Below are 24,175 nucleotides of genomic sequence, written 5' to 3' on the forward strand. Positions count from 1 at the left end.
ATCTTCTGTTGAAGTTGCCCCTGAGCTATGTTGATGAGCGCGGATAATACTCCCATCAATGAATAACCATTCGGTGTCTGTATTTTCAGATAACAATTTGAATAATAATTCAAAAACACCTTTCTTTGACCAGGCGTTAAAGCGCTTAAAAAGCGTATTCCATTTGCCAAATTCATCGGGTAAATCCCGCCACGGACATCCCGTTCTCATTCGATAAAGGATCCCTTCGAAAGTCAGGTAATGCGCGTCTTTGTGGTAAATACATCCATGTTGTTGCATTAATACAGCTAGCGTATTCCATAAAGATTTTGATAACATTGTTCTTGGCATGATGAGCTGGGGTAATGGTTTTTTCGCGAAGACAATGATACCAGATCATCATGCTGTTCAAACTTCCCTCCACGAAACGTCAACACGCCCTAATGCTAAATAAGGCCGAAGAATTTGGGGGTTTTCCCACCCCAACGAGGCAGCTTGCGAAAATATCCATTTATAGCTGGTGAGATCAGCACGGGAAGTAGCCCAAGTTGCTTCAAAATGTTCAGCATCAAATGTCGCTCCACCAGCCTCAGACCATTCCAACGCCAATTGATACGCATTGTCTTCATAGGGTGTGTTTTTCAAACTACCAAGAGCAGCGATCACCCTTTGCCAATTTTGTCTACCCCCCTCTGATATTGCCAACATCGCGGGGGAAAACAAAGCAACCTGTAAATCAGCTAATGTATGCTCGTCCACCTCAAACCAGCGTTCTAAATCAGTGTCACTATCATAATGCTGTACAGACCCGGGAGTTGTCTTCGACACAAGCGGAGCCATTGCAAGATAGTTCTCTACGTCTGCCAATTCGCCGTCTAAACGGTGAATAATCGCATCAGTCACATCCTCACCGCTTTTCGTTTTCCGGCGTACAGCATTCACTATTGGCAAATAGCATTGTTGCTCGGCACGATAGACAGACTCATCCCACCCAATAGCAGGAGTCCATTCGCTGATCAAATCCTCTTCCGCGATTTGCTGTATCGCCGTTTCTATTTCATGGGCTATCATCTGGCAAACATGAATGCCTTCAGTGCGATCTACCTCAGAATCCAAGATAATAACAAAACGACAACGCGGAGCATCTGCGGTATAATTGAAAGTCGTATAGAGTACACCTTTAAACGTCTTTTTTAAGTAACTGACTAACGCATTAAACGTCTTGGGGCTGTCAAAACTATCGCAGTCAAACGATGCAAAGCGGCGTTTAGCCGCTAATGCTGAACGCCTCCAACTCTTTACACCCTGAAACTTATCAGGGTGTTTTTCTTTCGGGTCATTACCTCTTGGGTGTTCCCCCTGTTCCATCGCTGCACAAAAATATTGTTTCTTCTTGGCAGTCGCCGTATCAGTTATTAATTGCTCAATGAACTGATCTGTATTTTCGGCGCATCGTTGCTCAGGGGTAATATCGTATACATCCCGTCCACGGGAATAGTAAATTTTATCTGCCATTATTACTGTTCCCTTTTTTTCTATTCTCCCGGCGTTCTATGGCAGCAGCACGACGACATACAGCACGGTTAACATAATTCTCAGCAACAAACACCAACTCATTGTAATTTCGCGGATTAGCTAAATCGGGGATACGCGTGTTGATTTTCATTGAATAACTCCGTTGCATAATTGCAACACGATCATTTTTAGAGCACGGTTGTCTATTGTTAGCCATGTGATTTATCCTCCTGTCCACGGGTATTAAGACGGGATGCTATATATTCATTAACTTCACTTGCAGCCCATCCCACACGCCTTAACCCCAATTTCACAGACTTTGGAAATTCAGGTGTTCTTTTTAAAAACTCATGAAAGCCACTATCAGATTTATAGTGCAGTGCCGCTTTTACTTCTTTTTTAGTCAGCATCGATTCACTAATACTCATTCCATATTCTCCTGCGTTAAACGGTCATAAACGGATATAAACGCAAGCAACATAATCACTAAGGAAATAACAAATAAGCCCTTTACATGTGCAGGCTGTAATAAGAAATACACTCTGCACATGCAGGCTGTAACAACAAAACACAGAGCGCCAATATGTAATCTTCTACGTATTGGCTATTATTCCGTGGAGGGGGTAAGTGTTTATTTCGCTCTAAATTTGTAATGAGCTTCTTTTAGCGTTCGCGTTTATAACCGGTATGACTCAGCTACCGATTTCCTTTCTTCTTATTCTTCCCTTGCTTACGCTTACATTTTTTAGACTTGGTTCCGGTATCAGGGTGAGAGCGTGAATTTTTTGTTAACAAAATTTAGGGTTGACGGATAAGAAAAAACATCATCTCATCCTTCTTTTTTTAGGAAGTATTCTCATGAGCATCGATGCCTTTTCTCAATATTTCAGTACGTTAACAGACCCTCGCCAGTCGTCTAAGATCAGTTATCCTTTGTTTGATATCCTTTTTCTGGCAATTACATCCATCATCGCCGGCGCGGAAGGATGGGAAGATATTGAAGATTTCGGCGAAACGTATCTGGACTGGTATCAAAAAAAATCACTTTTCCCGAATGGAATACCGGGACATGATTCTATCGCTCGACTTATTTCTCGTCTCAATTCTGTTGAGTTTCAGCACTGTTTTATCCAGTGGGTTCAAGGGATTAATGAACGTTCTGAAGGGGAAATTATCGCCATTGACGGGAAAACATTGCGGGGAACTTATCACGGCAAGGATCGGCAGTCGATGTAAGTGCGTTTGCCACCCAGAATGGCGTTGTGATGGGGCAATTGAAGACAGACAAAAAGTCCAATGAAATCACTGCGATCCCTAAATTACTCCGTTTGCTGGATATCAAAGGCTGCCTGATAACGATTGATGCGATGGGATGTCAAACGAAGATTGCGGAACAAATTGTGCAGCAAGAAGGTGACTATCTTCTGGCGGTGAAAGGCAATCAGGAAACGCTGTATCACGCCGTCAAGAAGGCGTTGTCTGCGCAAGTCTCAGCAGTGAGTCATGCCGAAAATATCACGATAGAACAAGGGCATGGTCGTATAGAAGCGCGTGAATATCATGTATTGTCTGCACAAGCGTTATCTCAACCATTTCCTGAATGGAAAAACTTAAAAAGCATCGGCGTAGCAATCGGGTATCGAATTAATAATAAAGGAAAAGAGTCGCTCGATTATCGTTATTACATCAGTTCAGCGGAGCTAAACACGGATAAATTTGCGACCGCTGTCAGGAGCCATTGGGGGATCGAAACACGATTACATTGGGTTCTTGATGTCACTATGGGAGAAGATGCTTGCCTTATCCATCGGGGAGAATCGGCTGAAATATTGGGATGTATGCGTCATATCAGTGTCAATATGTTGCGGGTAGAAACAACCAAAAAAGTGAGTATTCGCCGAAAACAACGGCTTGCGAGCATGGATATTAACTATCTGGACAAGGTATTAGTCGCAGGATTTACGGTATTGGGCAAGAAGTGAGCATTCACGCTCTTGCCCTGGTCTGAGGCGCGCCCTTGCACACCGCCTAATGGTTGGTGGATCATAAAACGGGTATTTGGTAGGGAGTAGCGATTTTCTTTATTGGCAGCAAGGAAAATGGTAATGCCGGCACTTGCAACCCAACCAGTACCAATCATCATGACCTTGGGTTTGATAAATTTGATCATGTCATGCAGGGTATCACCCGCTTCAACGTGTCCACCTTGGCTATTGATAAATATTTTTATTGGGTCATCACTGATTTCCTGCAAAATTATCAGTTGTGTCATTATATTTTCGGCAAGCGCCTGATTGATTTCCCCAGCAATAATAATAGATCGTGATTTGATGAGTTGATTTTGAGTATATGAGATTGCTGTTGTTTCTTTTTTTGAGCTATTTATAAATTCGCAATGCATTATTTTTCTCTCCTGTAATAAATAATATTGGATATATAAATAATATAGCTTTAAAAAATAATATTTTCTAAAAACTTTGAACTTTATTTCAGTTTTGTAACATCATCAAAAAAATTGAATTATTTTTTTAAAAAAATTTAGTTTATTTGTGAAACTATAATGATATATATTTATATGTATGATTTTTTAGCATTTTATAGAATGCGTAATAAAATAAGATAAGATAAAAAACCCAGTATATTTATAGTTGGATTTGGTTGTATATTGTAACTTGCACGTTGTAAGTTTTGTTTCGAATTTTTATATATTAAAAAGCATGTGAGTTAATGTTTTTATACTCAGCAATATCTACATATTGCTAACTGTATTAATTGGCTGTGATGTAAATGTAATAAATTAGGAATGAATTATGGAACGTCTTGACATAGAAGAAGTGTCTAACAAAATTCTACATGAATTATTGCAGTATCGACGTCGTTTCCCTGAGTCTGAACATACACTTCAATATGAAGAAAAAAAGGTTTCTGAGGTTCAACTACCACGTATCCGTGCATTTGTGGAGCAAGGAAAACCTATTGAGTGTATTTTACCTGCATTTCCAACGAAATCCCCAAATCCTAGAAAAGTATTGGGTAAAATGCCGGATATGGCAGAAAAATTATCACTGATTTTTCTAAATTCCCTTTGTCAGCGTATTCAACTTTATTATCCACCTGGGGCAAATATTGTTATTTGTTCTGATGGGCATGTGTTTAGTGATCTTATTCATGTCGATGATGACACAATTACTCATTATCAATTAGAAATTGAAAAGTTGCTACATGAATTAGGCGCGACTCATCTTTCAGTTTTTAATCTTGGTAACGTTGAATCACTAACACAATATACCAATGATTACGATCAACTACGTGAATTATTGGTCAGTCATTATGCTTCTTCAATTGAAGAAATCAAAGATGAACTCAAAAAAACCGAAGAGGGTGTTCAATTATATCGGGCAATTACTCGTTTTCTTTATGAAGATAGCTTATTACCAGAATATGCAGGTTCGAAAAATGCTTTGCAAAAAGATGCCCGTCAGCGCTCGGTAGGGGTTATCCAACGTAGTTGGGCATGGGGAATTTGCTCAGCAGAACAATTCCCATTAGCAATCCGACTTTCTATTCACCCGCAGCCTGTGGATAGTATCAAAATTGGTATTCATATGATGCCGACTCGGGATGATTGGTTGACACCGTGGCACGGTGTGGCAGCCAACATTAATGGCCAGTTTGTACTGATGAAAAGTGATGAAGTGAAAAAGATGAATGGAAAACTGATCGAAATTAGAGGAGTTCCAAGCCATTACTTGATTGAAACGTTCTCCGAAGAAATTCAGCAAACAAAATCCCAGACGGCGACAGCATAAGCAGAATAACTGAATAATAACTGCATTTTGGAGAAAAAAATCATGAATACCTATGAACTTGATTGTCACATTGAGGTAATGACACCTTTTGGCGTGTGTATTACTCCCAGTTACCCTGATCAGGATATTACTACACTGTCAATTGATGCTCTGCGTAAACTGGCTCGTACTCATCTGCTAGTTGTGTTGCGTGGCTTTCAATCTGGTTTTACGAATAAAGAGAAATTGGCAGAATATTCTAGCCGCTGGGGTGAAATCATGATGTGGCCATTCGGTGCTGTATTGGATGTTATGGAGTCTCCGAAACCCTCTGACCATGTTCTGGACAGCAGTAGTGTACCGTTGCATTGGGATGGAATGTATAGGGAGACGATCCCTGAATTTCAGATATTTCATTGTGTATCTGCTCCAAAAGCAGCTCAAGGAGGGCGTACTACGTTTGTCAATACTGAACAATTAATTATCGATGCTAGTGATGATGAGCGTAATGCATGGAAAAATACCACTATTACTTACCGCACAAGTCGAGTGACACATTATGGTGGTGAAGTGAGTTCACCGTTGGTTTGTCTTCATCCCGACGGTAAAAAATGGGTGATGCGTTATAATGAGCCGATGGGAAAAGACGATGTCAAGTACGCTGATCATCACTCTTTGGCGATAGATGGAATGTCATACGAAGAGCAACAATCCTTTGAGGAAGCATTGTATAATAGATTGTATGATCCGCGTTATTTCTACGCCCACCAATGGCAGTCTGGTGATATTGCGATTTGCGATAACTTCACTTTATTACATGGACGTGAAGCTTTTATTTCCCGTTCTCCTCGCCATATTCAACGGGTACATATCCACAGCACGCCTGTGTGTAACAATCACAGCTTCCGTACTATTTCTGTTTCCGGTTCTGTTTCCAGTGCTGATTAAGTAGAAATTGTTTTGAAGGAGGTTTATTAATGTCGCGTATTGCCTTAGCAGCTATTGCAACTCCTGGCCATGTTTTTCCAATATTCACTATTGCGGAACATTTAATAGGACAGGGACATGATGTCACAATATTTAGTGGTTCTTTGTTTCAACAGCAAGCGGAAGCATTGGGAGCCACTTTTGTTCCCTTTGATAAACAAGTGGATGTTGATTATCGCTATCTGGAAAATTATTTTCCTGAACGGGCAAAACATCCACCGGGAAATATTCAGATGGCGCTATCGTTAGGGAGATTTTTTGCCGAACCCATTCCTGTATTGTCGAAGCAATTGCTGCAAATCATCGACGAGGGGAAAGCTGACCTGTTGATTATTGATAATACCTTTTATGCCGCGTTGCCGTTATTACAGAAACCAACTGAAAAACGCATTCCCGTTATTGCGATTGGCGTTACTCCGTTGCCATGGTCATCAAAGGATTCCATATTCTGGGGGGCTAGGATACCCCCTGAATTATTGCCTGCTGATTTGACTCGCGAGCAATTGGTGGATGAGGAAACGTACCAATTAATTGAGCAGGTTAGGGAAACATTTAATCAATCACTTGCTGCTGTAGATTGTCTTCCACTAACAGGGGATCATAATGATGTTTTGATGAGCGGAGTTGATCGTTTCTTGCAACTGGCAACGCAATCATTTGAATTTTCACGTGATGATTTACCTGAGACAGTGGAGTTTATCGGAGCGCTGCCGGTAAAAGTGGAAGATGATAAAACGCAAATCAGTTGGCCGGATGAAAGCCTGCCGTTGATCCTGGTGACTCAAGGTACACTGGCTAATATTGATTTTAACCAATTGATATTACCTACATTGCGGGGATTGGCAACGTTACCGGTTCGGGTATTGGCGATTACAGGCGGTCGTTCTATTGATGCCTTGGGAGAAGATCTTCCAGAAAATGCCAGGGTGGTCGAGTATCTCAATTTTGAACACTGGCTCCCCAGAGCATCCATTTTTATTACTAATGGTGGTTATGGTTCTCTGAATTCAGCCATTCGTCATGGAGTACCTTTAGTGGTCGCGGGAACAGGAGATGGAAAATTAGAAGCTGTCGCTCGTGTTATCTGGTCACGTTGTGGTATCAGCTTGCACACTGATACACCAACTGAACAGCAGTTATATCAGGCAGTGACAAGGATATTATCTTCCCCGATATGGCGCCAGCAGTCACAGATCATTAAGGCAGATTATGATGCCCACAATGCTTTGGCTCTAATAACGCGTCACGTTAATGAACTGATTGCCCAATAGATATGGAATTTGTCTAAAACAGGATAAATGGAACGCGGTACGTTTTTCTTACCGCGTTCTTTTATGATTAGGTTTTTTCTCGCACGCCTTCAACGGAAATGATTAGTTCGACTTCCTGAGATTTTGGTCCCAGATCTTCTTTGATATTAAAGTCTTTTAATTTGAGTTTGCCTGTCGCCTCAAAACCAGCACGGTATCCACCCCACGGATCGTTTCCTGCATTGATCAATTTTGCGTCCAGTATGACAGGCTTGGTCACACCATTTAATGTGAGATCTCCGGTAATAAGATAATGTTCACCTTCTTTCTTAACATTTGTTGATGTGAAATTAGCTTCAGGATATTTATTACTGTTCAAAAAATCAGGACCACGTAAGTGCTTATCTCGTTCAACATGTTTGGTGTCTACACTATCGGTTTTGATAACGACATTCACTTTATCATTTGCCGGATTTTCGGGATCAAAAGTAAAGTTACCATCGAAATCCCTAAAACCACCATAAAGCCAGCTAAATCCCAAATGTTGAATACGAAATTCAATAAAGGCATGTTGGCCTATTTTATCGAATTTATAATTAGCAGCGAGAGTATTTCCTGTACTCATGAGCCATCCCCCTACGGTTAGGGCTACTAACGTTTTTTTCAGCATCATAATTCTCCAAAAGTCATTTTAATTTGGTTTGTAACCAAATATTCTTTTTAGGGTAATATCACGATCAATAAAGTGGTGTTTCAGTGCAGTAAGCCCGTGTAATAGGGAAAGCACAACAACAATCCAGGCAAGATAAAGATGAATAACCCCCGCCGTATCAGCCTGTATTCCTTGTTCTGTTAAAGTGGCGGGAATTTCAAACCAATCAAAAATTCTGATAGATTGCCCATCGGCTGTGGAAATGAGATATCCACTAAATAGAATACCAAATAAGGCGATATAGAGAGTGAGTTGCATTAGTTGTGAACTGATGCGTATAAAAAGACTGTAGCTTGCCAAAGGTTTTGGTGGTGGCGAAATAAATCGCCACATTACCCGAATAATCATGACAATAAATAATAAACTACCTATACTTTTATGTAGTTCAGGAGCACGATGATACCAGTTATCGTAATAACTTAATGTGACCATCCATAATCCAAGTGCAAACATTCCATAAACGGAAAATGCCACTAGCCAATGAATAAAAATAGAAATATGACCAAAGCTAATGGCAGTATTTTTGAGTGGCATATTATACCTTATTTTTAATATAGAGATGTTTCTACAATATATACCAATTTAACTTCAATATGCATGTGATTTCTCCCCGCTTCGCGGGGAGAAATCAGGTTTCATGGAGTGTTGTAAATTGCAACTTGAAGTTTAATGCGTATAGATGAGGGTTTTTAAAGTACATAGTGAATTCATTTTTTTATTTTGTGGATTATTTGTTTTTTTATTGAGTGCTATTCTAATAGCGTGATATTTTATAATGGAATTACTGTTTTTATGGGGAAATATAATGTTTATTTATAATCACGTAATTTTATTATAGTAGAGAAAAATACGATGTATACATTGTGGATAGCCAATAAAAATTATTCTTCTTGGTCACTGCGTCCGTGGATTTTGCTCAGGGCGTTGGATATTCCTTTTAAGGAGAGGCTAAGTTATTTTGAAGATGGTAAAAGCAGTCGTGAGAAATTTCAGGCATTTTCACCTACTGGTTTGGTTCCTTGTCTGATTGATGGAGAAATTACGGTTTGGGATTCTCTGGCAATTATCGAATATATTGCTGAAGAATATATACAAGTTTGGCCATCAGATAAAATAGCCAGGGCATGGGCGAGAAGTGCTGCGGCAGAAATGCATTCTGGTTTTGCAACATTACGTCAGCTTTGCACGATGAATTGTTCTATTCGTAATGAGCTTAATGAAATAACCCCCGAATTACAGTGCGATATTGAACGAATAGATGCACTTTGGACAGAAGGGTTAACTCAATTTGGGGGTGAATGGCTGGCGGGAGATAAATTCACTGCTGTCGATGCTTTCTATGCTCCAGTTGCTTTCCGTGCCCAAACTTATGGATTGAAACTTTCTGCAATCAGCCAGAAGTGGGTTAATCATATGTTAAAACATCCAGCAATGATGGAATGGGCAGAGTCTGCGCTAAAAGAACCTAAGATAGCGCATTAATTCACGTCTTATAAGATAGAAATTATGATTCGGGGTGCTTTGTGTACCCTGATTTAATATTTCACTTTAAAAATTAACGAACGAAAAAGTGAATCTATTTATCAGGCGCGGTTTTCCGACTAACCTGGTGTTTTCTGCTGCTCGATGTATTGCCGGATGATCGAGATCGGCGCACCTCCGCAACTACTTGCAAAATAGCTCGGTGTCCACAAAACGCCTTTGTAGTAATAGCGTAGAGCAATATCTGGACGGTCACGCCGAAGCAGCCTGCTGGAAACGCCTTTAAGACTGTTGACCAGATTCGATACTGCGAGCTTTGGCGGGTAGTTGATCAGCAAATGCACGTGGTCGTATTCGCCGTCCATTTCAACCAGTTCAACCCCAAAATCAGCACATACGCTGCTAAAGTAGCTGCGTAGCTTTTCGATGGCATCAAGATCGAATATCTTTCGTCGATACTTGGCGACGAATACCAAGTGGACGTGCATCAGGAAAACACCGTGTCTTCCGCGTCGAATATCAGTTTCTTTTGTCATAGACCAAAGTATAATGATAGTCATGATACGACTTCAAGCCTTCAAATTCCAGTTAAGACCAAATGGTCAGCAGGAGCGCGATATGCGACGCTTCGCAGGGGCTTGTCGCTTCGTTTTTAACCGTGCACTGGCACTCCAGAATGAGAACCATGCAGCAGGGAATAAATATCTCCCCTACACCAAAATGGCTTCATGGCTGATTGAGTGGAAATCCGTACCTGAAACACAATGGCTGAAAGAATCTCCCTCGCAACCGTTGCAGCAGTCACTGAAAGATCTGGAGCGCGGCTACAAAAATTTCTTCCAGAAGCGTGCTGCATTCCCCCGCTTCAAAAAACGTGGTCAACATGACTCATTCCGCTACCCGCAGGGCGTGAAGCTCGATCAGCCCAACAGTCGAATCTCGTTGCCAAAGTTAGGGTGGATACGCTATCGCAACAGCCGTGAAGTCATTGGCGAAGTGAAAAACGTCACGGTCAGCCAGTCATGCGGCAAATGGTACGTCAGTATCCAGACTGAATACGAAGTGACTGACCCTGCTCACAATGCAGAATCAATGCAGAATCAATGGTCGGACTGGATGCCGGAGTAACAAAACTTGCCACGCTTTCAGATGGCACGGTATATCAGCCAGTAAGCAGCTTCAAAGCAAACCAACGTAAGCTGGCAACACTCCAGCGGCAGTTGAGTCGCAAAGTAAAATTCAGCGCAAACTGGCAGAAACAAAAACGGAAAATCCAGTGTTTGCACTCGCACATTGCCAATATCCGGCGCGACTACCTTCACAAAGTCACCCGTGAAATCAGCAAAAACCACGCGATGATCGTCATTGAAGACTTGAAGGTCAGCAACATGTCGAAATCGGCAAAAGGCACGGCAGAGAAGCACGGAAGAAACGTCAGAGGCAAATCAGGCTTGAACCGCTCGATACGGGATCAAGGCTGGCATGAAATGCGCCGTCAGCTTGAGTACAAGCAGCTCTGGCGCGGTGGTCAGGTAGTGGCGATACCTCCGGCATACACCAGCCAGCGGTGTGCCTGCTGTGGTCATACGGCGAAAGAAAACCGTCAGACGCAAAGTCAATTCGTGTGTCAGGTATGCGGCTACACCGCGAACGCGGATGTAAACGCCGCACGTAATATTTTAGCGGCAGGACATGCCGTGCTTGCCTGTGGAGGGAGGGTGCAGTCAGACCGCCCGTTGAAGCAGGAACCCACCGAGGTGAGTCAGGCTTCGGTCTGAACGCTGTAGGAATCCCCGTCCTTTAGGGCGGGGAGGATGTCAACTAGATAAAAAAAGCTCCGTGTAGGAACGGAGCGAGAAATAGGTAAAAGTAGCTGAGAGAAATGTAGTACGAAGTCATAGTAACTCAGCGGCATTAAATGAAGATTAAACAAAAAAGAGATGAGTATATGTTCCTGAGTACGAATACTTGGTATGGCTGATACTTGCTTAATGGGAAATCGCATCCCGAATGGCTTCCAATGAAGCGGGATTCTCAATCAGGGCAATATCGCTTGGTTCACGTCCTTCACAAATAGCCTGCATGGTGCGGCGCAACATTTTTCCTGAACGGGTTTTCGGTAATTGCGTCACAAAATAGACGCGTGTCGGACGTCCAACGCTGCCGATTTTCTTATCCACCAACGCCATTAATGCCTTCTCCAAGGTGGCAAAATGGTCAGCACTCTGGATTTCTCGTCCTTCTTTGAGGACAGCAAACGCCACGGCGGTTTGTCCTTTCACTTCATCCTTGATACCAATGACGGCAACTTCTGCGACATCTTCGTGACTGGCGATGCACTCTTCAATCTCCCGCGTTCCCAAACGGTGGCCGGAAACGTTAATCACATCATCCGAACGCCCCAGAATAAAATAATAACCTTCGCTGTCACGTATTCCCCAATCAAATGTCGAATAGACTTGCTGATCAAAGTGACGCCAGTAAGTATTAATGAAACGGCGATCATCACCATAGATAGTCTGGATGCAACCTGGCGGCAAAGGGCCTTTGATAACCAGCATTCCTTTTTCATTATCACCACATTCCTGACCAGTCAGTTCGTTGAGTAGCTTGACGTTAAAACCGTACATGGGAAAACCGGTGCTACCAAAACGGCTTGGCCTGTTATCCAGACTGCGGGCAATCGCCATAATGGGCCAGCCCGTTTCAGTTTGCCAGTAGTTATCAATGACAGGCACATTAATGGTTTCGGCAATCCAACGGGCGGTATGTTCATCAAGTGGCTCTCCCGCTAAATAGAGTGTTTCAAGCGATGAGATATCATATTTGGCGATACAATCCGTCGGGTATTTTTTCAAAACGCGGATTGCCGTAGGAGCAGAAAACATTCTGGTGACACGATATTTTTCGACAATTTGCCACCAAATGCCCGCATCCGGTCGTATCGGGAGACCTTCATACATAATCGTTGCCATGCCGGCGATTAAGGGAGCATAGACAATATAAGAGTGCCCAACAACCCAGCCAATATCCGATGTGCAGAAAAAAACGCCGCCTGCCTGACCACCAAAAATAACGTCCATTGATGTCGCCAGCGCCACGGCATAACCGCCGACATCGCGTTGAACCCCTTTCGGGGTTCCGGTTGTGCCTGATGTATAGAGCACACAAGACGTTTCATTGGATTCGAGCCATGTGACAGGCACTTCTGCATCAAGATGCTTCTGCCGTAATGTGGCAAAATCGACATCCCTGCCGTTCACCCAATGAATATTGGACAGTCCGCGATCTACCATCAAAACATGGCGTGGCGTGTGCCTGGCTAATTCAATGGCCTCATCAAGCAGAGGCTTATAAGGAATGATTTTTCCCCCACGTGAACCCGCATCCGCTGAGACGACTAAAACGGGTTCAGCGTTATCTAATCGGGTAGCGAGACTGTGAGAAGCAAAACCCCCAAATACGACTGAATGGATTGCCCCAATACGGGCACAGGCCAGTAAAATAAACAGGGCTTCAGCCACCATTGGCATGTAAACAACGACACGATCACCTTTTTTCACGCCGAGCGACAACATGATAGCAGCGGCACGATTCACTTCCCGATGCAGTTCTTTATAGGTGAAAACTCGCTCGCTATTGGTTTTAGTTTCCGTTGAAATGGCAATCAGTGCCCTGGCATCGGGTTGGCTTTCCAGCCAGCGGTCTAGCGCATTGTAGCAGAGATTGGTTTTTCCCCCACAAAACCAACGGGCAAAAGGGGGATGGCTATGATCCAGGGGCTGTTCAAAAGGCTGTTGCCAGTGTATGCGTTTGGCCTGTTCTGCCCAAAAAGTATCAGGATCATCAATTGAATGCTGATAGAAATCTTGGAATGACATAATCTCTCCTACATTCATCTCTCAAGGGTATACAAATTATATGACATACAAATCAAGGTATTCGTTTACCGGAATATCTCTCAATGCCATCAGATCAAGAGATATCGCTAAAATTTTTTGTTGCTGCTCTTGCGGGAAGCGACGCGCCAGATTGGTTTTGAATTTCTCCTCTAATAGCGGAATGCCATCTTTACGGCGACGGGCGTGTCCAATCGGGAATTCGATTTTAACTTCGTCCAATTGAGTGCCATCGGTGAATGTCAACGTCAGTGCATTGGCAATGGAGCGTTTTTCGGGATAATGATAGTCACGGGTGAAATCAAGGTCTTCAACGCAGACTATTTTTTCCCGCAAGGTGTCAATGCGTGGATCGGCAGCGATATCATCTTCATAATCCGCAGCCGTCAGACGCCCAAAAATCAGCGGGACGGCAACCATATATTGAATACAGTGATCCCTGTCGGCGGGATTGTTCAATGGTCCCTGTTTATCAATGATTCTGATACAGGCTTCGTGGGTACGGATAGTGATTTGTGCAATATCTTCAATGCGTTTGTTGTGCTCTTTCAGTTGCTGATGCAAGATCATTGCTGCTTCTACGGCAGTTTGTGAATGGAATTCTGCTGGAAAAGCGATTTTAAACAGCACATTTTCCATGACATAAGAACCATAAGGGCGCTGGAATGTGAATGGCTGACCATTGAACAGAACGTCATAAAATCCCCAGGTTTTGGCAGATAATACAGAGGGATAACCCATTTCACCGGTTTGGGCTATCAGAGCCAGACGCACGGCACGGGAAGTTGCATCTCCCGCAGCCCAGGATTTGCGCGAGCCGGTATTGGGGGCATGGCGATAAGTTCTCAAAGATTGTCCGTCAACCCAGGCCAATGAAACCGCACTTAATATTTCCTCACGTTGCAGCCCTAACAGTTGAGCGACAACCGCCGTGGAAGCCACTTTGACTAAAATAACATGATCCAACCCGACTTTATTGAAAGCATTTTCTAATGCCAGGCAGCCTTGAATTTCATGCGCCTTAATCATCGCTGTCAGAACATCCCATATGGTGAGTGGTTTTTCTCCGCGGGCAATCGCATTTCTGGACAACCAGTCGGCGGTGGCAAGTATTCCGCCAAGATTATCAGAAGGATGTCCCCATTCGGCCGCCAGCCAGGTGTCATTGAAATCGAGCCAGCGGATCATTGCACCAATGTTAAAGGCGGCCTGAACAGGATCGAGCTGGAATTGGGTTCCTGGTACGCGTGCACCGTTAAGTACCGTTGTTCCCGGCACAATTGGCCCTAATAGTTTTGTGCAGGCGGGATATTCCAGCGCCTCTAATCCACAACCCAAGGTATCTATCAGGCAGTGGTGGGCTGTGGCGTAAGCAATTGGGGATGTTATGGTGTAGTCCATGACATAATCCACAATATCTACAATCACCTGATCGTAATCAGGTCGGTTGTTAACAACAGAGGTAGACATAATTTAATCCTTAAATCGAATTATTAACGTTGTTCAAGCGGTATAAATGCCAAATTTTCAGGGCCAATATAGTGAGCTGATGGGCGGATGATTTTGTTATCAATACGTTGCTCAATAATGTGAGCGGCCCAACCAGAAGTGCGGGCCATCACAAATAGCGGGGTAAACATGGCAGTAGGAACCCCCATCATGTGATAGGAAACCGCTGAGAACCAATCAAGATTCGGGAACATTTTTTTGTTATCCCACATCACGGATTCAATCCGATCAGCAATGTCATACATCTGGGTTGTCCTTGCTTCCTGGGAAAGTTGCAGGGCAATTTCTTTAATGACTTTATGGCGAGGATCGGAGACGGTATAAACCGGATGGCCGAAACCGATGATAACGTCTTTTCTCGCCAGACGGGCCAGAATATCGGTTTCGGCTTGCGCGGGAGTGTCATAGCGTTGCTGAATTTCGAATGAAACTTCATTGGCCCCACCATGCTTCGATCCACGCAGGGCACCGATTCCCCCGATAATGGCAGAGTAAATATCTGATCCCGTGCCCGCAATGACTCGGCTGGTAAAGGTAGACGCATTAAATTCATGTTCAGCGTACAAGATCAGGGAGGTGTGCATCGCTTTTTCCCATGATCCCCGTGGCTTTTGGCCATGCAGGAGATGGAGAAAGTGTCCGCCAATGGAATCATCATCGGTTTCAACTTCGATGCGACGGCCATTATGACTATAGTGATACCAATACAGCAGTATTGAACCGAGAGAGGCGAGTAAGCGATCAGCAATATCGCGGGCACCAGCCAGGTTGTGATCTTCTTTTTCTGGCAAAGTACAACCCAGTACAGAAACGCCGGTACGCATGACATCCATAGGATGGGCTACCGCAGGCAGTGCTTCCAATGCGGCTTTGACATTGCTTGGCAGGCCACGTAAGGATTTCAATTTGTTTTTGTAGGATGTCAATTCTGCGTGGGAGGGAAGTTTGCCGTGGATGAGAAGATAAGCGACCTCTTCAAATTCACAATGGGCGGCCAAATCGAGAATATCATAACCACGGTAATGTAAATCATTGCCATTTTTGCCAACGGTACAGAGCGCTGTATTGCCTGCTGTGACACCGGACAGTGCAACTGATTTTTTGGGCTTAAATGGTGTAGATTCAGAGAGTTCCGTTGCCGTATTCTGCTTACTCATGAGTATCACCTCTGCTATTTTTCTGGGAAAACAGGGCATCCAGTTTTGTTCAAAATCGTAGTAGTTGATGCTTTCATAAAGTTCATTGCGGGTTTGCATCATATTGATGACGTTTTTCTGTGTGCCATCTCGACGCAAAGTGGTATAGACCTGTTCGGCGGCTTTATTCATCGCCCGAAATGCTGATAGCGGGTAAAGGGCAATGGCGACGTTGACGCGCCTTAATTCTTCGATTGTAAAGAGTGGTGTCGCACCGAATTCGGTAATGTTCGCTAAAACAGGGACCTGCGTCTTGGACGCGAATTCCTGATACATATGCAGCTCGGTGATGGCTTCAGGGAACAGCATATCGGCGCCCGCTTCGATATAAGCTGTGGCTCTGTCCAGTGCGGCCTCTAACCCTTCTACTGCCAGTGCATCCGTGCGGGCCATAATGACAAAATTTTCATCGGTACGGGCATCAACGGCAGCCTTGATACGGTCTACCATCTCCTGTTTGGAAACAATTTCTTTATTTGGACGATGACCACAACGTTTAGCACCGACCTGATCTTCAATATGCACACCCGCGGCTCCTGCTTTAATAATAGAACGAATTGTGCGGGCGACATTAAACGCCGAGGAACCGAACCCAATATCGGCATCGACAAGCAGCGGTAAGTCACAGACATCAGTAATACGGCGGACATCAATCAACACGTCGTCCAGCGTAGAGATCCCCAAATCTGGCAGCCCCAGTGAACCCGCAGAAACACCACCACCTGAAAGGTAAATCGCCTTGTAGCCTGCCTGTTTTGCCAGTAATGCATGGTTTGCATTGATGGTTCCGACGACTTGTAACGGAGATTCGTCCTCTATTGCCTGACGAAAAGCTAAACCAGCGGAAGAAAGTGCCATACATAACCCCATTGTTACCAAAATGAAACTAATTTGTATTTTGTTGTTACTATGAAAGGTTTTGAGCAAAGTCTATGCCAATATTTAAAAAATGGGCAGATGGGCTAATGGTGATTTTTTAACTATATGTTTTAATTATAAAAATTAATTTGGTGGATAGATTTTGGTTGATAAGTAGCTACTGTTTAGCTATTGGCTATAATGTATATTTGTTTCATCTTGAATCAATTATGTTTCATTTTTGTTTCATATTTTGGTGGTGAAACAGAACACAAGCAACAGGGGAGGAGATATGGCATCAACACACGCAGAGGAACGTGATAACAATAAACCCGTTATCTGGACCGTCTCTGTTTCCAGACTTTTTGATCTTTTTCGTGATATTACACCGGAATTTGATCACCAAGCGAATATCACGCCGATTCAGTTGGGTTTTGAACGTGCGGTCCAACATATTCGCAAACGACTGGAAACTGAACATTGTGATGCGGTGATTTGCGCAGGATCTAATGGGGCGTATTTAAAAAGCCGTTTATCTGTGCCTGTGATTATAGCTAAAGCCAGCGGATTTGATTTTATGCAGGCATTGGCCCGTGCCCGACAAATCAGTTCCCGAATTGGTGTGATTACCTATCAAAATACGTTGCCTGCATTAGAAGAATTTCAGCAGCATTTCAATTTGCGCATTGAACAACGCAGTTATGTCACAGAGGAAGATGCTAGGGCGCAGGTCAATACGTTGAAGGCGATGGGCATAAAAGTGATTGTCGGGGCCGGATTGATTACCGATCTTGCTTATGAAGCTGAGTTAGTGGGGGTTTTTGTCTATTCAGCGGATTCGATTCGGCAGGCATTTAGGGATGCGTTGGAGATGGCCCGAATGAGCAAACTTAATCAGGCAATGATTTCTCCTTATCCTACAGAAGATAAACTACGCACACGGCACACAATCAACGACATCAGGGGACATTCTGTTGCGGTAGAACATGTGCGCAATACAATTATGCTGTACTCCCGCTCGACGGCAACAGTTTTAATTCAGGGGGAAAGCGGTACAGGAAAAGAGCTGGTGGCGCAGGCTATTCATCATGAATATACCTTGCGGTATGGACAGCTAGCGGGCAAGTATCCGCGGCCATTTGTTGCCGTTAACTGTGGCGCGATTACGGAGTCTTTGCTGGAGGCTGAACTGTTTGGTTATGAGGAAGGTGCTTTCACCGGTTCACGACGTGGCGGGCGTGCGGGGTTATTTGAAATTGCACATAGAGGGACGTTATTTCTGGATGAAATCGGTGAAATGCCATTGCCTTTGCAAACGCGGTTATTAAGGGTATTAGAAGAAAAATCGGTTGTCAGGGTTGGTGGATATCGTCCGATTGCCGTGGATGTGCGGATCATCTGTGCGACGCATTGTGATTTAGATACTTGGGTCAGGGAAGGGCGTTTTCGGGCAGATTTGTTCTACCGTTTGAGTGTATTGCGGATCAACATACCTGCATTAAGGGAGAGGGGGGATGATATTGGTTTGTTGGCGCTAGAATACTTACAACGGGCTTTTGCGGTACTTAACTTACCCGTTACTGCATCGAGGATACAGGCGCTTGCTGGGTGTTATGATGTGTTGCATGACTATCATTGGCCGGGAAATGTGCGTGAACTACGTAACTTAATGGAACGGATAGCGCTTTATTTAAGTGCTCATCCAGAACAGGCGTTAACCCCTGCATTGATATTATCGCTTTCACCTGAACGCCAGACTGGCTCTGATGTTACGCAAGCAGCCCAGATTGAGACAGTTTCTCTTATCGAAAATACGCCTTTAGTACACGATATTGTGGCGCGGTTTTCCGGTAATCGGCGTGCGGCAGCAGAATATCTGGGCATTAGCCGCACGACGTTATGGCGGAAGTTAAAGAAAGAGCAGGAAAAAGTTAAGTAGCAATTTTCTGCCTATTTTTATCATGCTAACGGGTGTTTTCATGATTAAATAATGAATGCTCATGAGATCTTGTTTGCTAACAAATGTGCATATTGTTTTATATCAATATTTCCGCCACTCAAGATAATTCCGATACGTTGCCCTTGCAATTGTTCCCGCATTGCGTTTGCCGCAGCAAACCCCAAACAGCCGGTAGGCTCGACGATGGTTTTCATTCGCTCGGCCAAAAAGTACATAGCATCAATTAATTGATCATCTGACGCAGTAAGAATGTCTTTAACAAGGTGGCGAATGATAGCAAAAGTGTGTTGTCCCAAGTGTTGTGTTTGAGCACCATCTGCAATGGTTTTTGGGGTATCTATATGGACTATTTCACCTTTTTTAAAAGATTGCTGACCATCATTACCGGTTGCTGGTTCGACACCAAAAACCTGACATGTAGGGGATAAGTGAGCAGCGGCAAGCGCAGAGCCAGACAATAAACCCCCACCGCCAAGAGGTATAAACAGGGCATCCAACTCACCGACTTCTTCAAATAGCTCCTTAGCTGCGGTGCCTTGACCTGCAATGATATGTGGATGATCGAAAGGTGGGATGAGTGTCATGCCGTGTTTTTCTGCCAGTTGCCGACCGATTTCTTCGCGATCTTCAGTATATCGGTCATAAAAAACGATTTTACCACCATAACCTTTTGTTGCCGTTATCTTAGCTTGGGGAGCATCGTGTGGCATGACAATGGTGGCAGAAATATTCAGTAACTTAGCTGCCAGCGCAATTGCTTGTGCATGATTGCCTGATGAAAAAGCAATAACGCCTGCGTTTTTCTGTTCATCACTAAACTGGGATAGGGCATTCATGGCTCCGCGGAATTTGAATGCCCCCATTTTTTGATAGTTTTCACATTTGAAATAGACTTGAGCGTTAAAGAGTTCATTGACAGTTGTTGATGTTAATACAGAGGTTTTATTGATATAGGATTTAATACGAGAATGCGCTGCATGAATATGATTATAATCGGGAACAAACTTCATTACTTTGTCTCCTTTGTCCGGTAATGTATCCCATCAATGTTATTGAATACCTTGATAAATAAGAGGGCAGTATAGTCACAATATTGTGGTTAATACTGGGATGGCTGTATCAATATGGCATCTTAGAATTTAATATATTCCAGAGGAATCCGGCCTACTTCTCCTGAGTCTTTATATGCCCAGTACCAACCATTTAATGCTCGGTTAAGATACAGATATTCTCCCACTTTTACTGTTATACCAATCTAACTTCAAGATGCATGTGATTTCTCCCCGCGAGGCGGGGAGAAATCAAGTTTCATAGCGTGTTGTAAATTGCAACTTGAAGTTTAATGCGTATAACTCGTGAGCCGTGTAATAATAATACTGCGGCGCATATTAGTAAGCATTGTTGAGAATATTAATTAAAACTACTAGGGAAAAGTTTATTGCTTTCATGCTGAATTATTAATGTTGAGTTTTTACACATAATAACCTTTTGGGGATGATGTTTATTCTTATTGGTTTATATTCTTAGGGTGCTTATGTTTCTGATTGATATTGAGTGTAATTTTTCTGTTTTTTTGTGAGAGCGATATAAATCAAATTAGAGTTTAATTAATTAAATTTTGAATTTTGACTGTTGCTTGTTTGTGCAAAAAACCACACAAATCTAACAAATTAAAATGGCGTTCAGTATTTGTTAATATATTTCAACTGTCTGACAGTGAACGGAATATAAATTTTATTTTTTCTTGAAATTACCTATAAATATAAGGAATTAGTATGTCTAACGTTATTAAGCCTGAATGTGAATGCCCATTCGATCCAGGGCAAGAGCGTGAATGCTCACTTCTTGCCCAACACCGTAAATCCTGCGACTAATACCTTGTCCAGATAGTTAATATCCATGCTCGCAAGCCGTTGTTTTCGGCGAATACTCGCTTTTTTGGTTGTTTCTGCCCGCAACATATTGACACTGATATGACGCATACATCCCAATATTTCAGCCGATTCTCCCCGATGGATAAGGCAAGCATCTTCTCCCATAGTGACATCAAGAACCCAATGTAATCGTGTTTCGATCCCCCAATGGCTCCTGACAGCGGTCGCAAATTTATCCGTGTTTAGCTCCGCTGAACTGATGTAATAACGATAATCGAGCGACTCTTTTCCTTTATTATTAATTCGATACCCGATTGCTACGCCGATGCTTTTTAAGTTTTTCCATTCAGGAAATGGTTGAGATAACGCTTGTGCAGACAATACATGATATTCACGCGCTTCTATACGACCATGCCCTTGTTCTATCGTGATATTTTCGGCATGACTCACTGCTGAGACTTGCGCAGACAACGCCTTCTTGACGGCGTGATACAGCGTTTCCTGATTGCCTTTCACCGCCAGAAGATAGTCACCTTCTTGCTGCACAATTTGTTCCGCAATCTTCGTTTGACATCCCATCGCATCAATCGTTATCAGGCAGCCTTTGATATCCAGCAAACGGAGGTTTTTCACAATCTCTGGATCCTTATGAACCTAACTAAGATCCAATCTCCTATTCCCTGAAAATCAATATAAATAGAGGTGAAAAAGTCCCAATTTAGTTTGTCAAAAAGTAACCAAAAACCAGAATTACTTGAAACAATACTAAATGGAATGAATTTTGAACTAATTTTGAGTTAACAATAAGCCAAAAGGGTTCGTTATTTGATCAGTAAAAGGCCACTCTCACCAAAAGCTATTAATTTCTCTCTACCCTGCCAAAAAATAAATCAAATATAAAATTAATATATTGATTATTAATGAAAATATCAATCTAGTTTTGTACCTTCCCCCACACACCGCCAATCGAATGATTTCTCCCATCCAATCCGCCAATATATCAGCACACCTTAACAGGAGAGAACGCTAATATGGCACAAGATTATCATCACGGGGTTCGTGTTCAGGAAATTAACGAAGGTACGCGCACCATCACTACCGTTAGCACCGCTATCGTGGGTATGGTCTGTACTGCACCTGACGCAGACGAAAAAACATTTCCATTAAACACACCGGTATTACTGACTGACGTTATGAGCGCCATTGGTAAAGCTGGTGAAAAAGGCACTTTGGCCACATCACTGAAAGCAATTGCAGCACAGGCACAACCTATCACTGTCGTGGTTCGTGTGGCTGAGGGTGAAACTCTAGAAGAAACCTTTACTAACATCATCGGTGACGTTACGCCAGAAGGTAAGAAAACGGGTATGAAGGCACTGCTCGCTGCGCAAAGCCAGCTCGGTGTTAAACCTCGCATTCTGGGTGTTCCGGGGCTGGATTCAAAAGCTGTAGCTACTGAACTGGCCATTATTGCTAAGCAACTGAAAGCAATGGCATATGTAAGCGCTTATAGCTGCAAAACTGTTCCTGAAGTCATCAAGTATTGCGAGTCCTTCAGCCAGCGTGAACTGATGGTGATTTGGCCTGATTTCCTAAGATGGGATAAGGGGGAAGTTATCGCACCTGCGACGGCTTATGCACTGGGCTTGCGCGCTAAAATCGACGAAGAGATCGGTTGGCACAAAACTCTGTCCAATGTGGGCGTTAACGGCGTAACGGGTCTGTCTGCCGATGTTTTCTGGGATCTGCAAGATACTGGAACGGACTCTGATCTGTTGAACCAGAATCACATCACAACACTGATCCGCAAAAACGGTTTTCGTTTCTGGGGTTCACGCACTTGTGCTGGTCCTGATTCTGATGAGTCACTGTTCCAGTTCGAAAGCTACACCCGTACTGCTCAGGTTCTGGCTGACACCATGGCTGACGCGCATATGTGGGCAATCGACAAGCCGCTGACTCCATCGCTGGTTCGCGACATTATCGAAGGTATCAATGCCAAGTTCCGCGAACTGAAAGCCGGTGGTTACATCATTGATGGTCGTTGCTGGTATGACGACAAAATCAACGACAAAGACACCCTGAAAGCCGGAAAACTGACCATCGATTATAACTATACCCCTGTACCGCCACTGGAAAACATGATGTTACGCCAGCGCTTTACAGATAGTTACCTGATGGATTTTGCGAAAAATATCAATAAATAAGGGGCTAACTGATGGCATTACCTCGCAAACTTAAATACCTGAACTTGTTCAATGATGGCAACAACTATCAGGGACTCGTGGAAGAGCTAACGCTTCCTAAGTTAAGTCGTAAGCTGGAAGCCTATCGTGGTGCTGGTATGAATGGCAGCGCAATGGTGGATTTAGGTCTGGATGAAGGCGCACTGGATGCTGAATTCACTCTGGGTGGCGTTGAAGATCAACTGTACAAACAATGGGGTATCGCGAAAGCCGACGGTGTCATGCTGCGCTTTGCTGGTTCTTTTGAGAGTGAAGATAACGGTGAAGTGGTTGCAGTCGAAGTTGTAATGCGTGGTCGTTTTCAGGAGTTTGATCACGGTACTTATAAACAAGGTGATAACACCCAGACAAAAATCACGGCCAAAAATACTTATTTCAAACTGACATGGAATGGTGAAGAACTGATTGAAATCGACACCATCAATATGGTTGAAAAAGTAGGTGGGGAAGATCGTCTGGAGCAGCATCGCCGCGCTATCGGTCTTTTTTAATCGCTTCTTTTAGCAATTAACTTTTTTAAAACTTATTTCCTGTCTCATCAGTGTATTAATCGTGCTTGTTGAGACAGGTTTCTAATCGGATAAACAAGGTTGAACCATGACAGAAACACTAAATACTCAAAATGACGATCTGCGCACCATTGAATTGGAAGTACCACTGGCGCGAGGCAACGGCGAAATTACGGAAGTGATGGTACGCAAACCTAACAGCGGTGCGTTGCGCGGTGTACGTTTACAGGCATTGCTGGAAATGGATGTGGATTCTATGCTGCTTGTCTTGCCGCGTGTTACCACCCCTGCATTGACCAAAAATGACCTGATGATGATGTCACCTGGTGATCTGATTAATCTCAGTGTGGAGGTGGTAAATTTTTTGTTGCCGAAGTCGGTCAAGTCCGATTCCCAGAACGATTAACCGTT

20 protein-coding genes and 5 pseudogenes are annotated in these 24,175 nt (G+C 43.4%); 10 read left to right on the forward strand and 15 right to left on the reverse strand.

Annotated features, from left to right (window positions below; genetic code table 11):
• The 4 genes from AAC853_RS17435 to AAC853_RS17450 all read right to left on the reverse strand — a co-directional run.
• Positions 1–330, reverse strand: a 330-nt coding sequence (locus tag AAC853_RS17435) for an IS5 family transposase (protein ID WP_340615289.1), incomplete at its 3' end; no start/stop codon positions are given.
• Between the two features lie 57 nt (positions 331–387).
• Positions 388–1,494, reverse strand: a complete 1,107-nt coding sequence (locus tag AAC853_RS17440; protein ID WP_340615290.1) for a hypothetical protein — start codon at positions 1,492–1,494, stop codon at positions 388–390.
• Positions 1,484–1,711 carry a hypothetical protein gene (locus AAC853_RS17445; protein WP_340615291.1) on the reverse strand — a complete coding sequence of 76 codons (228 nt, stop codon included), beginning with the start codon at positions 1,709–1,711 and terminating at the stop codon, positions 1,484–1,486. The genes AAC853_RS17440 and AAC853_RS17445 overlap by 11 nt, the downstream gene beginning before the upstream one ends.
• On the reverse strand, positions 1,704–1,922 hold the full coding sequence (locus tag AAC853_RS17450) for a helix-turn-helix transcriptional regulator (protein WP_340615292.1): 219 nt from the start codon (positions 1,920–1,922) through the stop codon (positions 1,704–1,706). The genes AAC853_RS17445 and AAC853_RS17450 overlap by 8 nt, the downstream gene beginning before the upstream one ends.
• Before the next feature lie 430 nt (positions 1,923–2,352).
• Here AAC853_RS17450 and AAC853_RS17455 point away from each other — a divergent pair.
• A pseudogene (locus AAC853_RS17455) lies at positions 2,353–3,476 on the forward strand (ISAs1 family transposase).
• 20 nt (positions 3,477–3,496) lie between these two features.
• Here AAC853_RS17455 and AAC853_RS17460 read toward each other — a convergent pair.
• A pseudogene (locus tag AAC853_RS17460) lies at positions 3,497–3,895 on the reverse strand (ATP-dependent Clp protease proteolytic subunit); the annotation flags it as partial.
• 409 nt (positions 3,896–4,304) lie between these two features.
• Here AAC853_RS17460 and pvcA point away from each other — a divergent pair.
• The 3 genes from pvcA to AAC853_RS17475 are packed head-to-tail and all read left to right on the forward strand — an operon-like array spanning position 4,305 to position 7,540.
• Positions 4,305–5,303: an L-tyrosine isonitrile synthase gene (gene pvcA / locus AAC853_RS17465; protein WP_340615293.1), complete on the forward strand. Its 999-nt coding sequence runs from the start codon at positions 4,305–4,307 to the stop codon at positions 5,301–5,303.
• Positions 5,304–5,345: 42 nt separating this feature from the next.
• On the forward strand, positions 5,346–6,230 hold the full coding sequence (gene pvcB, locus AAC853_RS17470; RefSeq protein ID WP_340615294.1) for a tyrosine isonitrile desaturase/decarboxylase: 885 nt from the start codon (positions 5,346–5,348) through the stop codon (positions 6,228–6,230).
• A gap of 29 nt (positions 6,231–6,259) precedes the next feature.
• Positions 6,260–7,540 carry a rhabduscin glycosyltransferase gene (locus tag AAC853_RS17475; RefSeq protein WP_340615295.1) on the forward strand — a complete coding sequence of 427 codons (1,281 nt, stop codon included), beginning with the start codon at positions 6,260–6,262 and terminating at the stop codon, positions 7,538–7,540.
• 67 nt (positions 7,541–7,607) lie between these two features.
• Here the strand turns inward: AAC853_RS17475 and AAC853_RS17480 are convergent, their stop codons facing one another.
• Both AAC853_RS17480 and AAC853_RS17485 read right to left on the reverse strand, forming a co-directional pair.
• Positions 7,608–8,189 (reverse strand): YceI family protein, encoded by a 582-nt coding sequence (locus AAC853_RS17480; RefSeq protein WP_340615296.1) that lies wholly within the window; start codon positions 8,187–8,189, stop codon positions 7,608–7,610.
• Between the two features lie 21 nt (positions 8,190–8,210).
• Positions 8,211–8,765: a cytochrome b gene (locus AAC853_RS17485; protein ID WP_338884868.1), complete on the reverse strand. Its 555-nt coding sequence runs from the start codon at positions 8,763–8,765 to the stop codon at positions 8,211–8,213.
• A gap of 318 nt (positions 8,766–9,083) precedes the next feature.
• Here AAC853_RS17485 and AAC853_RS17490 point away from each other — a divergent pair, with 318 nt between their 5' ends.
• Positions 9,084–9,713, forward strand: coding sequence for a glutathione S-transferase family protein (locus tag AAC853_RS17490; protein ID WP_340615297.1), 630 nt, complete (start codon positions 9,084–9,086; stop codon positions 9,711–9,713).
• 119 nt (positions 9,714–9,832) lie between these two features.
• Here the strand turns inward: AAC853_RS17490 and tnpA are convergent, their stop codons facing one another.
• Entirely contained in the window at positions 9,833–10,249 is a 417-nt protein-coding gene (gene tnpA / locus AAC853_RS17495) for an IS200/IS605 family transposase (RefSeq protein ID WP_338861193.1), read from the reverse strand.
• A 22-nt stretch (positions 10,250–10,271) separates the two neighbouring features.
• Here tnpA and AAC853_RS17500 point away from each other — a divergent pair.
• Positions 10,272–11,491, forward strand: a pseudogene (locus AAC853_RS17500) (RNA-guided endonuclease InsQ/TnpB family protein).
• A 210-nt stretch (positions 11,492–11,701) separates the two neighbouring features.
• Here the strand turns inward: AAC853_RS17500 and AAC853_RS17505 are convergent.
• The 4 genes and pseudogenes from AAC853_RS17505 to prpB all read right to left on the reverse strand — a co-directional run bounded on the left by AAC853_RS17505 (position 11,702) and on the right by prpB (position 17,175).
• Positions 11,702–13,594: a propionate--CoA ligase gene (locus AAC853_RS17505; protein ID WP_340615298.1), complete on the reverse strand. Its 1,893-nt coding sequence runs from the start codon at positions 13,592–13,594 to the stop codon at positions 11,702–11,704.
• A gap of 36 nt (positions 13,595–13,630) precedes the next feature.
• Positions 13,631–15,082, reverse strand: a complete 1,452-nt coding sequence (locus AAC853_RS17510; RefSeq protein WP_340615299.1) for a bifunctional 2-methylcitrate dehydratase/aconitate hydratase — start codon at positions 15,080–15,082, stop codon at positions 13,631–13,633.
• Between the two features lie 23 nt (positions 15,083–15,105).
• Positions 15,106–16,278 carry a bifunctional 2-methylcitrate synthase/citrate synthase gene (gene prpC, locus AAC853_RS17515; RefSeq protein WP_340615300.1) on the reverse strand — a complete coding sequence of 391 codons (1,173 nt, stop codon included), beginning with the start codon at positions 16,276–16,278 and terminating at the stop codon, positions 15,106–15,108.
• Positions 16,271–17,175 (reverse strand): annotated as a pseudogene (gene prpB / locus AAC853_RS17520) (methylisocitrate lyase). Before prpB ends, prpC begins: the two are co-directional and overlap by 8 nt.
• A gap of 292 nt (positions 17,176–17,467) precedes the next feature.
• Here prpB and prpR point away from each other — a divergent pair.
• Positions 17,468–19,114, forward strand: coding sequence for a propionate catabolism operon regulatory protein PrpR (gene prpR / locus AAC853_RS17525; RefSeq protein WP_340615301.1), 1,647 nt, complete (start codon positions 17,468–17,470; stop codon positions 19,112–19,114).
• A 59-nt stretch (positions 19,115–19,173) separates the two neighbouring features.
• On the opposite strand, the gene AAC853_RS17530 is transcribed toward prpR, so the two are convergent.
• From AAC853_RS17530 to AAC853_RS17540, 3 genes and pseudogenes are all read right to left on the reverse strand, one after another.
• Positions 19,174–20,145 (reverse strand): threo-3-hydroxy-L-aspartate ammonia-lyase, encoded by a 972-nt coding sequence (locus tag AAC853_RS17530; protein WP_340615302.1) that lies wholly within the window; start codon positions 20,143–20,145, stop codon positions 19,174–19,176.
• A 122-nt stretch (positions 20,146–20,267) separates the two neighbouring features.
• Positions 20,268–20,390, reverse strand: coding sequence for an SH3 domain-containing protein (locus AAC853_RS17535; protein ID WP_340615308.1), 123 nt, complete (start codon positions 20,388–20,390; stop codon positions 20,268–20,270).
• A gap of 583 nt (positions 20,391–20,973) precedes the next feature.
• A pseudogene (locus tag AAC853_RS17540) lies at positions 20,974–21,633 on the reverse strand (ISAs1 family transposase); the annotation flags it as partial.
• Between the two features lie 407 nt (positions 21,634–22,040).
• Between AAC853_RS17540 and AAC853_RS17545 the strand changes: the two are divergent.
• The 3 genes from AAC853_RS17545 to AAC853_RS17555 all read left to right on the forward strand — a co-directional run bounded on the left by AAC853_RS17545 (position 22,041) and on the right by AAC853_RS17555 (position 24,170).
• The gene (locus AAC853_RS17545; protein ID WP_340615303.1) at positions 22,041–23,216 is read left to right on the forward strand and encodes a phage tail sheath protein; all 1,176 of its coding nucleotides are present in this window, start codon (positions 22,041–22,043) and stop codon (positions 23,214–23,216) included.
• A gap of 11 nt (positions 23,217–23,227) precedes the next feature.
• The gene (locus AAC853_RS17550) at positions 23,228–23,746 is read left to right on the forward strand and encodes a phage major tail tube protein (RefSeq protein ID WP_338884848.1); all 519 of its coding nucleotides are present in this window, start codon (positions 23,228–23,230) and stop codon (positions 23,744–23,746) included.
• A gap of 106 nt (positions 23,747–23,852) precedes the next feature.
• Complete coding sequence (locus tag AAC853_RS17555; RefSeq protein ID WP_338884850.1) at positions 23,853–24,170, forward strand: phage tail assembly protein; 318 nt, start codon at positions 23,853–23,855, stop codon at positions 24,168–24,170.
• The last annotated feature ends 5 nt before the right edge of the window (positions 24,171–24,175 follow it).

Source organism: Xenorhabdus thailandensis, from assembly GCF_037996785.1.
In the GTDB taxonomy this organism is placed as follows: domain Bacteria; phylum Pseudomonadota; class Gammaproteobacteria; order Enterobacterales; family Enterobacteriaceae; genus Xenorhabdus; species Xenorhabdus griffiniae.

Excerpts from the sequence above, each read along its gene's own strand:
- AAC853_RS17440 (WP_340615290.1), bottom strand. The coding sequence starts at position 1,494 with ATGGCAGATAAAATTTACTATTCCCGTGGACGGGATGTATACGATATT.
- AAC853_RS17445 (WP_340615291.1), bottom strand. The coding sequence starts at position 1,711 with ATGGCTAACAATAGACAACCGTGCTCTAAAAATGATCGTGTTGCAATT.
- AAC853_RS17450 (WP_340615292.1), bottom strand. The coding sequence starts at position 1,922 with ATGAGTATTAGTGAATCGATGCTGACTAAAAAAGAAGTAAAAGCGGCA.
- pvcA (WP_340615293.1), top strand. The coding sequence starts at position 4,305 with ATGGAACGTCTTGACATAGAAGAAGTGTCTAACAAAATTCTACATGAA.
- pvcB (WP_340615294.1), top strand. The coding sequence starts at position 5,346 with ATGAATACCTATGAACTTGATTGTCACATTGAGGTAATGACACCTTTT.
- AAC853_RS17475 (WP_340615295.1), top strand. The coding sequence starts at position 6,260 with ATGTCGCGTATTGCCTTAGCAGCTATTGCAACTCCTGGCCATGTTTTT.
- AAC853_RS17480 (WP_340615296.1), bottom strand. The coding sequence starts at position 8,189 with ATGCTGAAAAAAACGTTAGTAGCCCTAACCGTAGGGGGATGGCTCATG.
- AAC853_RS17485 (WP_338884868.1), bottom strand. The coding sequence starts at position 8,765 with ATGCCACTCAAAAATACTGCCATTAGCTTTGGTCATATTTCTATTTTT.
- AAC853_RS17490 (WP_340615297.1), top strand. The coding sequence starts at position 9,084 with ATGTATACATTGTGGATAGCCAATAAAAATTATTCTTCTTGGTCACTG.
- tnpA (WP_338861193.1), bottom strand. The coding sequence starts at position 10,249 with ATGACAAAAGAAACTGATATTCGACGCGGAAGACACGGTGTTTTCCTG.
- AAC853_RS17505 (WP_340615298.1), bottom strand. The coding sequence starts at position 13,594 with ATGTCATTCCAAGATTTCTATCAGCATTCAATTGATGATCCTGATACT.
- AAC853_RS17510 (WP_340615299.1), bottom strand. The coding sequence starts at position 15,082 with ATGTCTACCTCTGTTGTTAACAACCGACCTGATTACGATCAGGTGATT.
- prpC (WP_340615300.1), bottom strand. The coding sequence starts at position 16,278 with ATGAGTAAGCAGAATACGGCAACGGAACTCTCTGAATCTACACCATTT.
- prpR (WP_340615301.1), top strand. The coding sequence starts at position 17,468 with ATGGCATCAACACACGCAGAGGAACGTGATAACAATAAACCCGTTATC.
- AAC853_RS17530 (WP_340615302.1), bottom strand. The coding sequence starts at position 20,145 with ATGAAGTTTGTTCCCGATTATAATCATATTCATGCAGCGCATTCTCGT.
- AAC853_RS17545 (WP_340615303.1), top strand. The coding sequence starts at position 22,041 with ATGGCACAAGATTATCATCACGGGGTTCGTGTTCAGGAAATTAACGAA.
- AAC853_RS17550 (WP_338884848.1), top strand. The coding sequence starts at position 23,228 with ATGGCATTACCTCGCAAACTTAAATACCTGAACTTGTTCAATGATGGC.
- AAC853_RS17555 (WP_338884850.1), top strand. The coding sequence starts at position 23,853 with ATGACAGAAACACTAAATACTCAAAATGACGATCTGCGCACCATTGAA.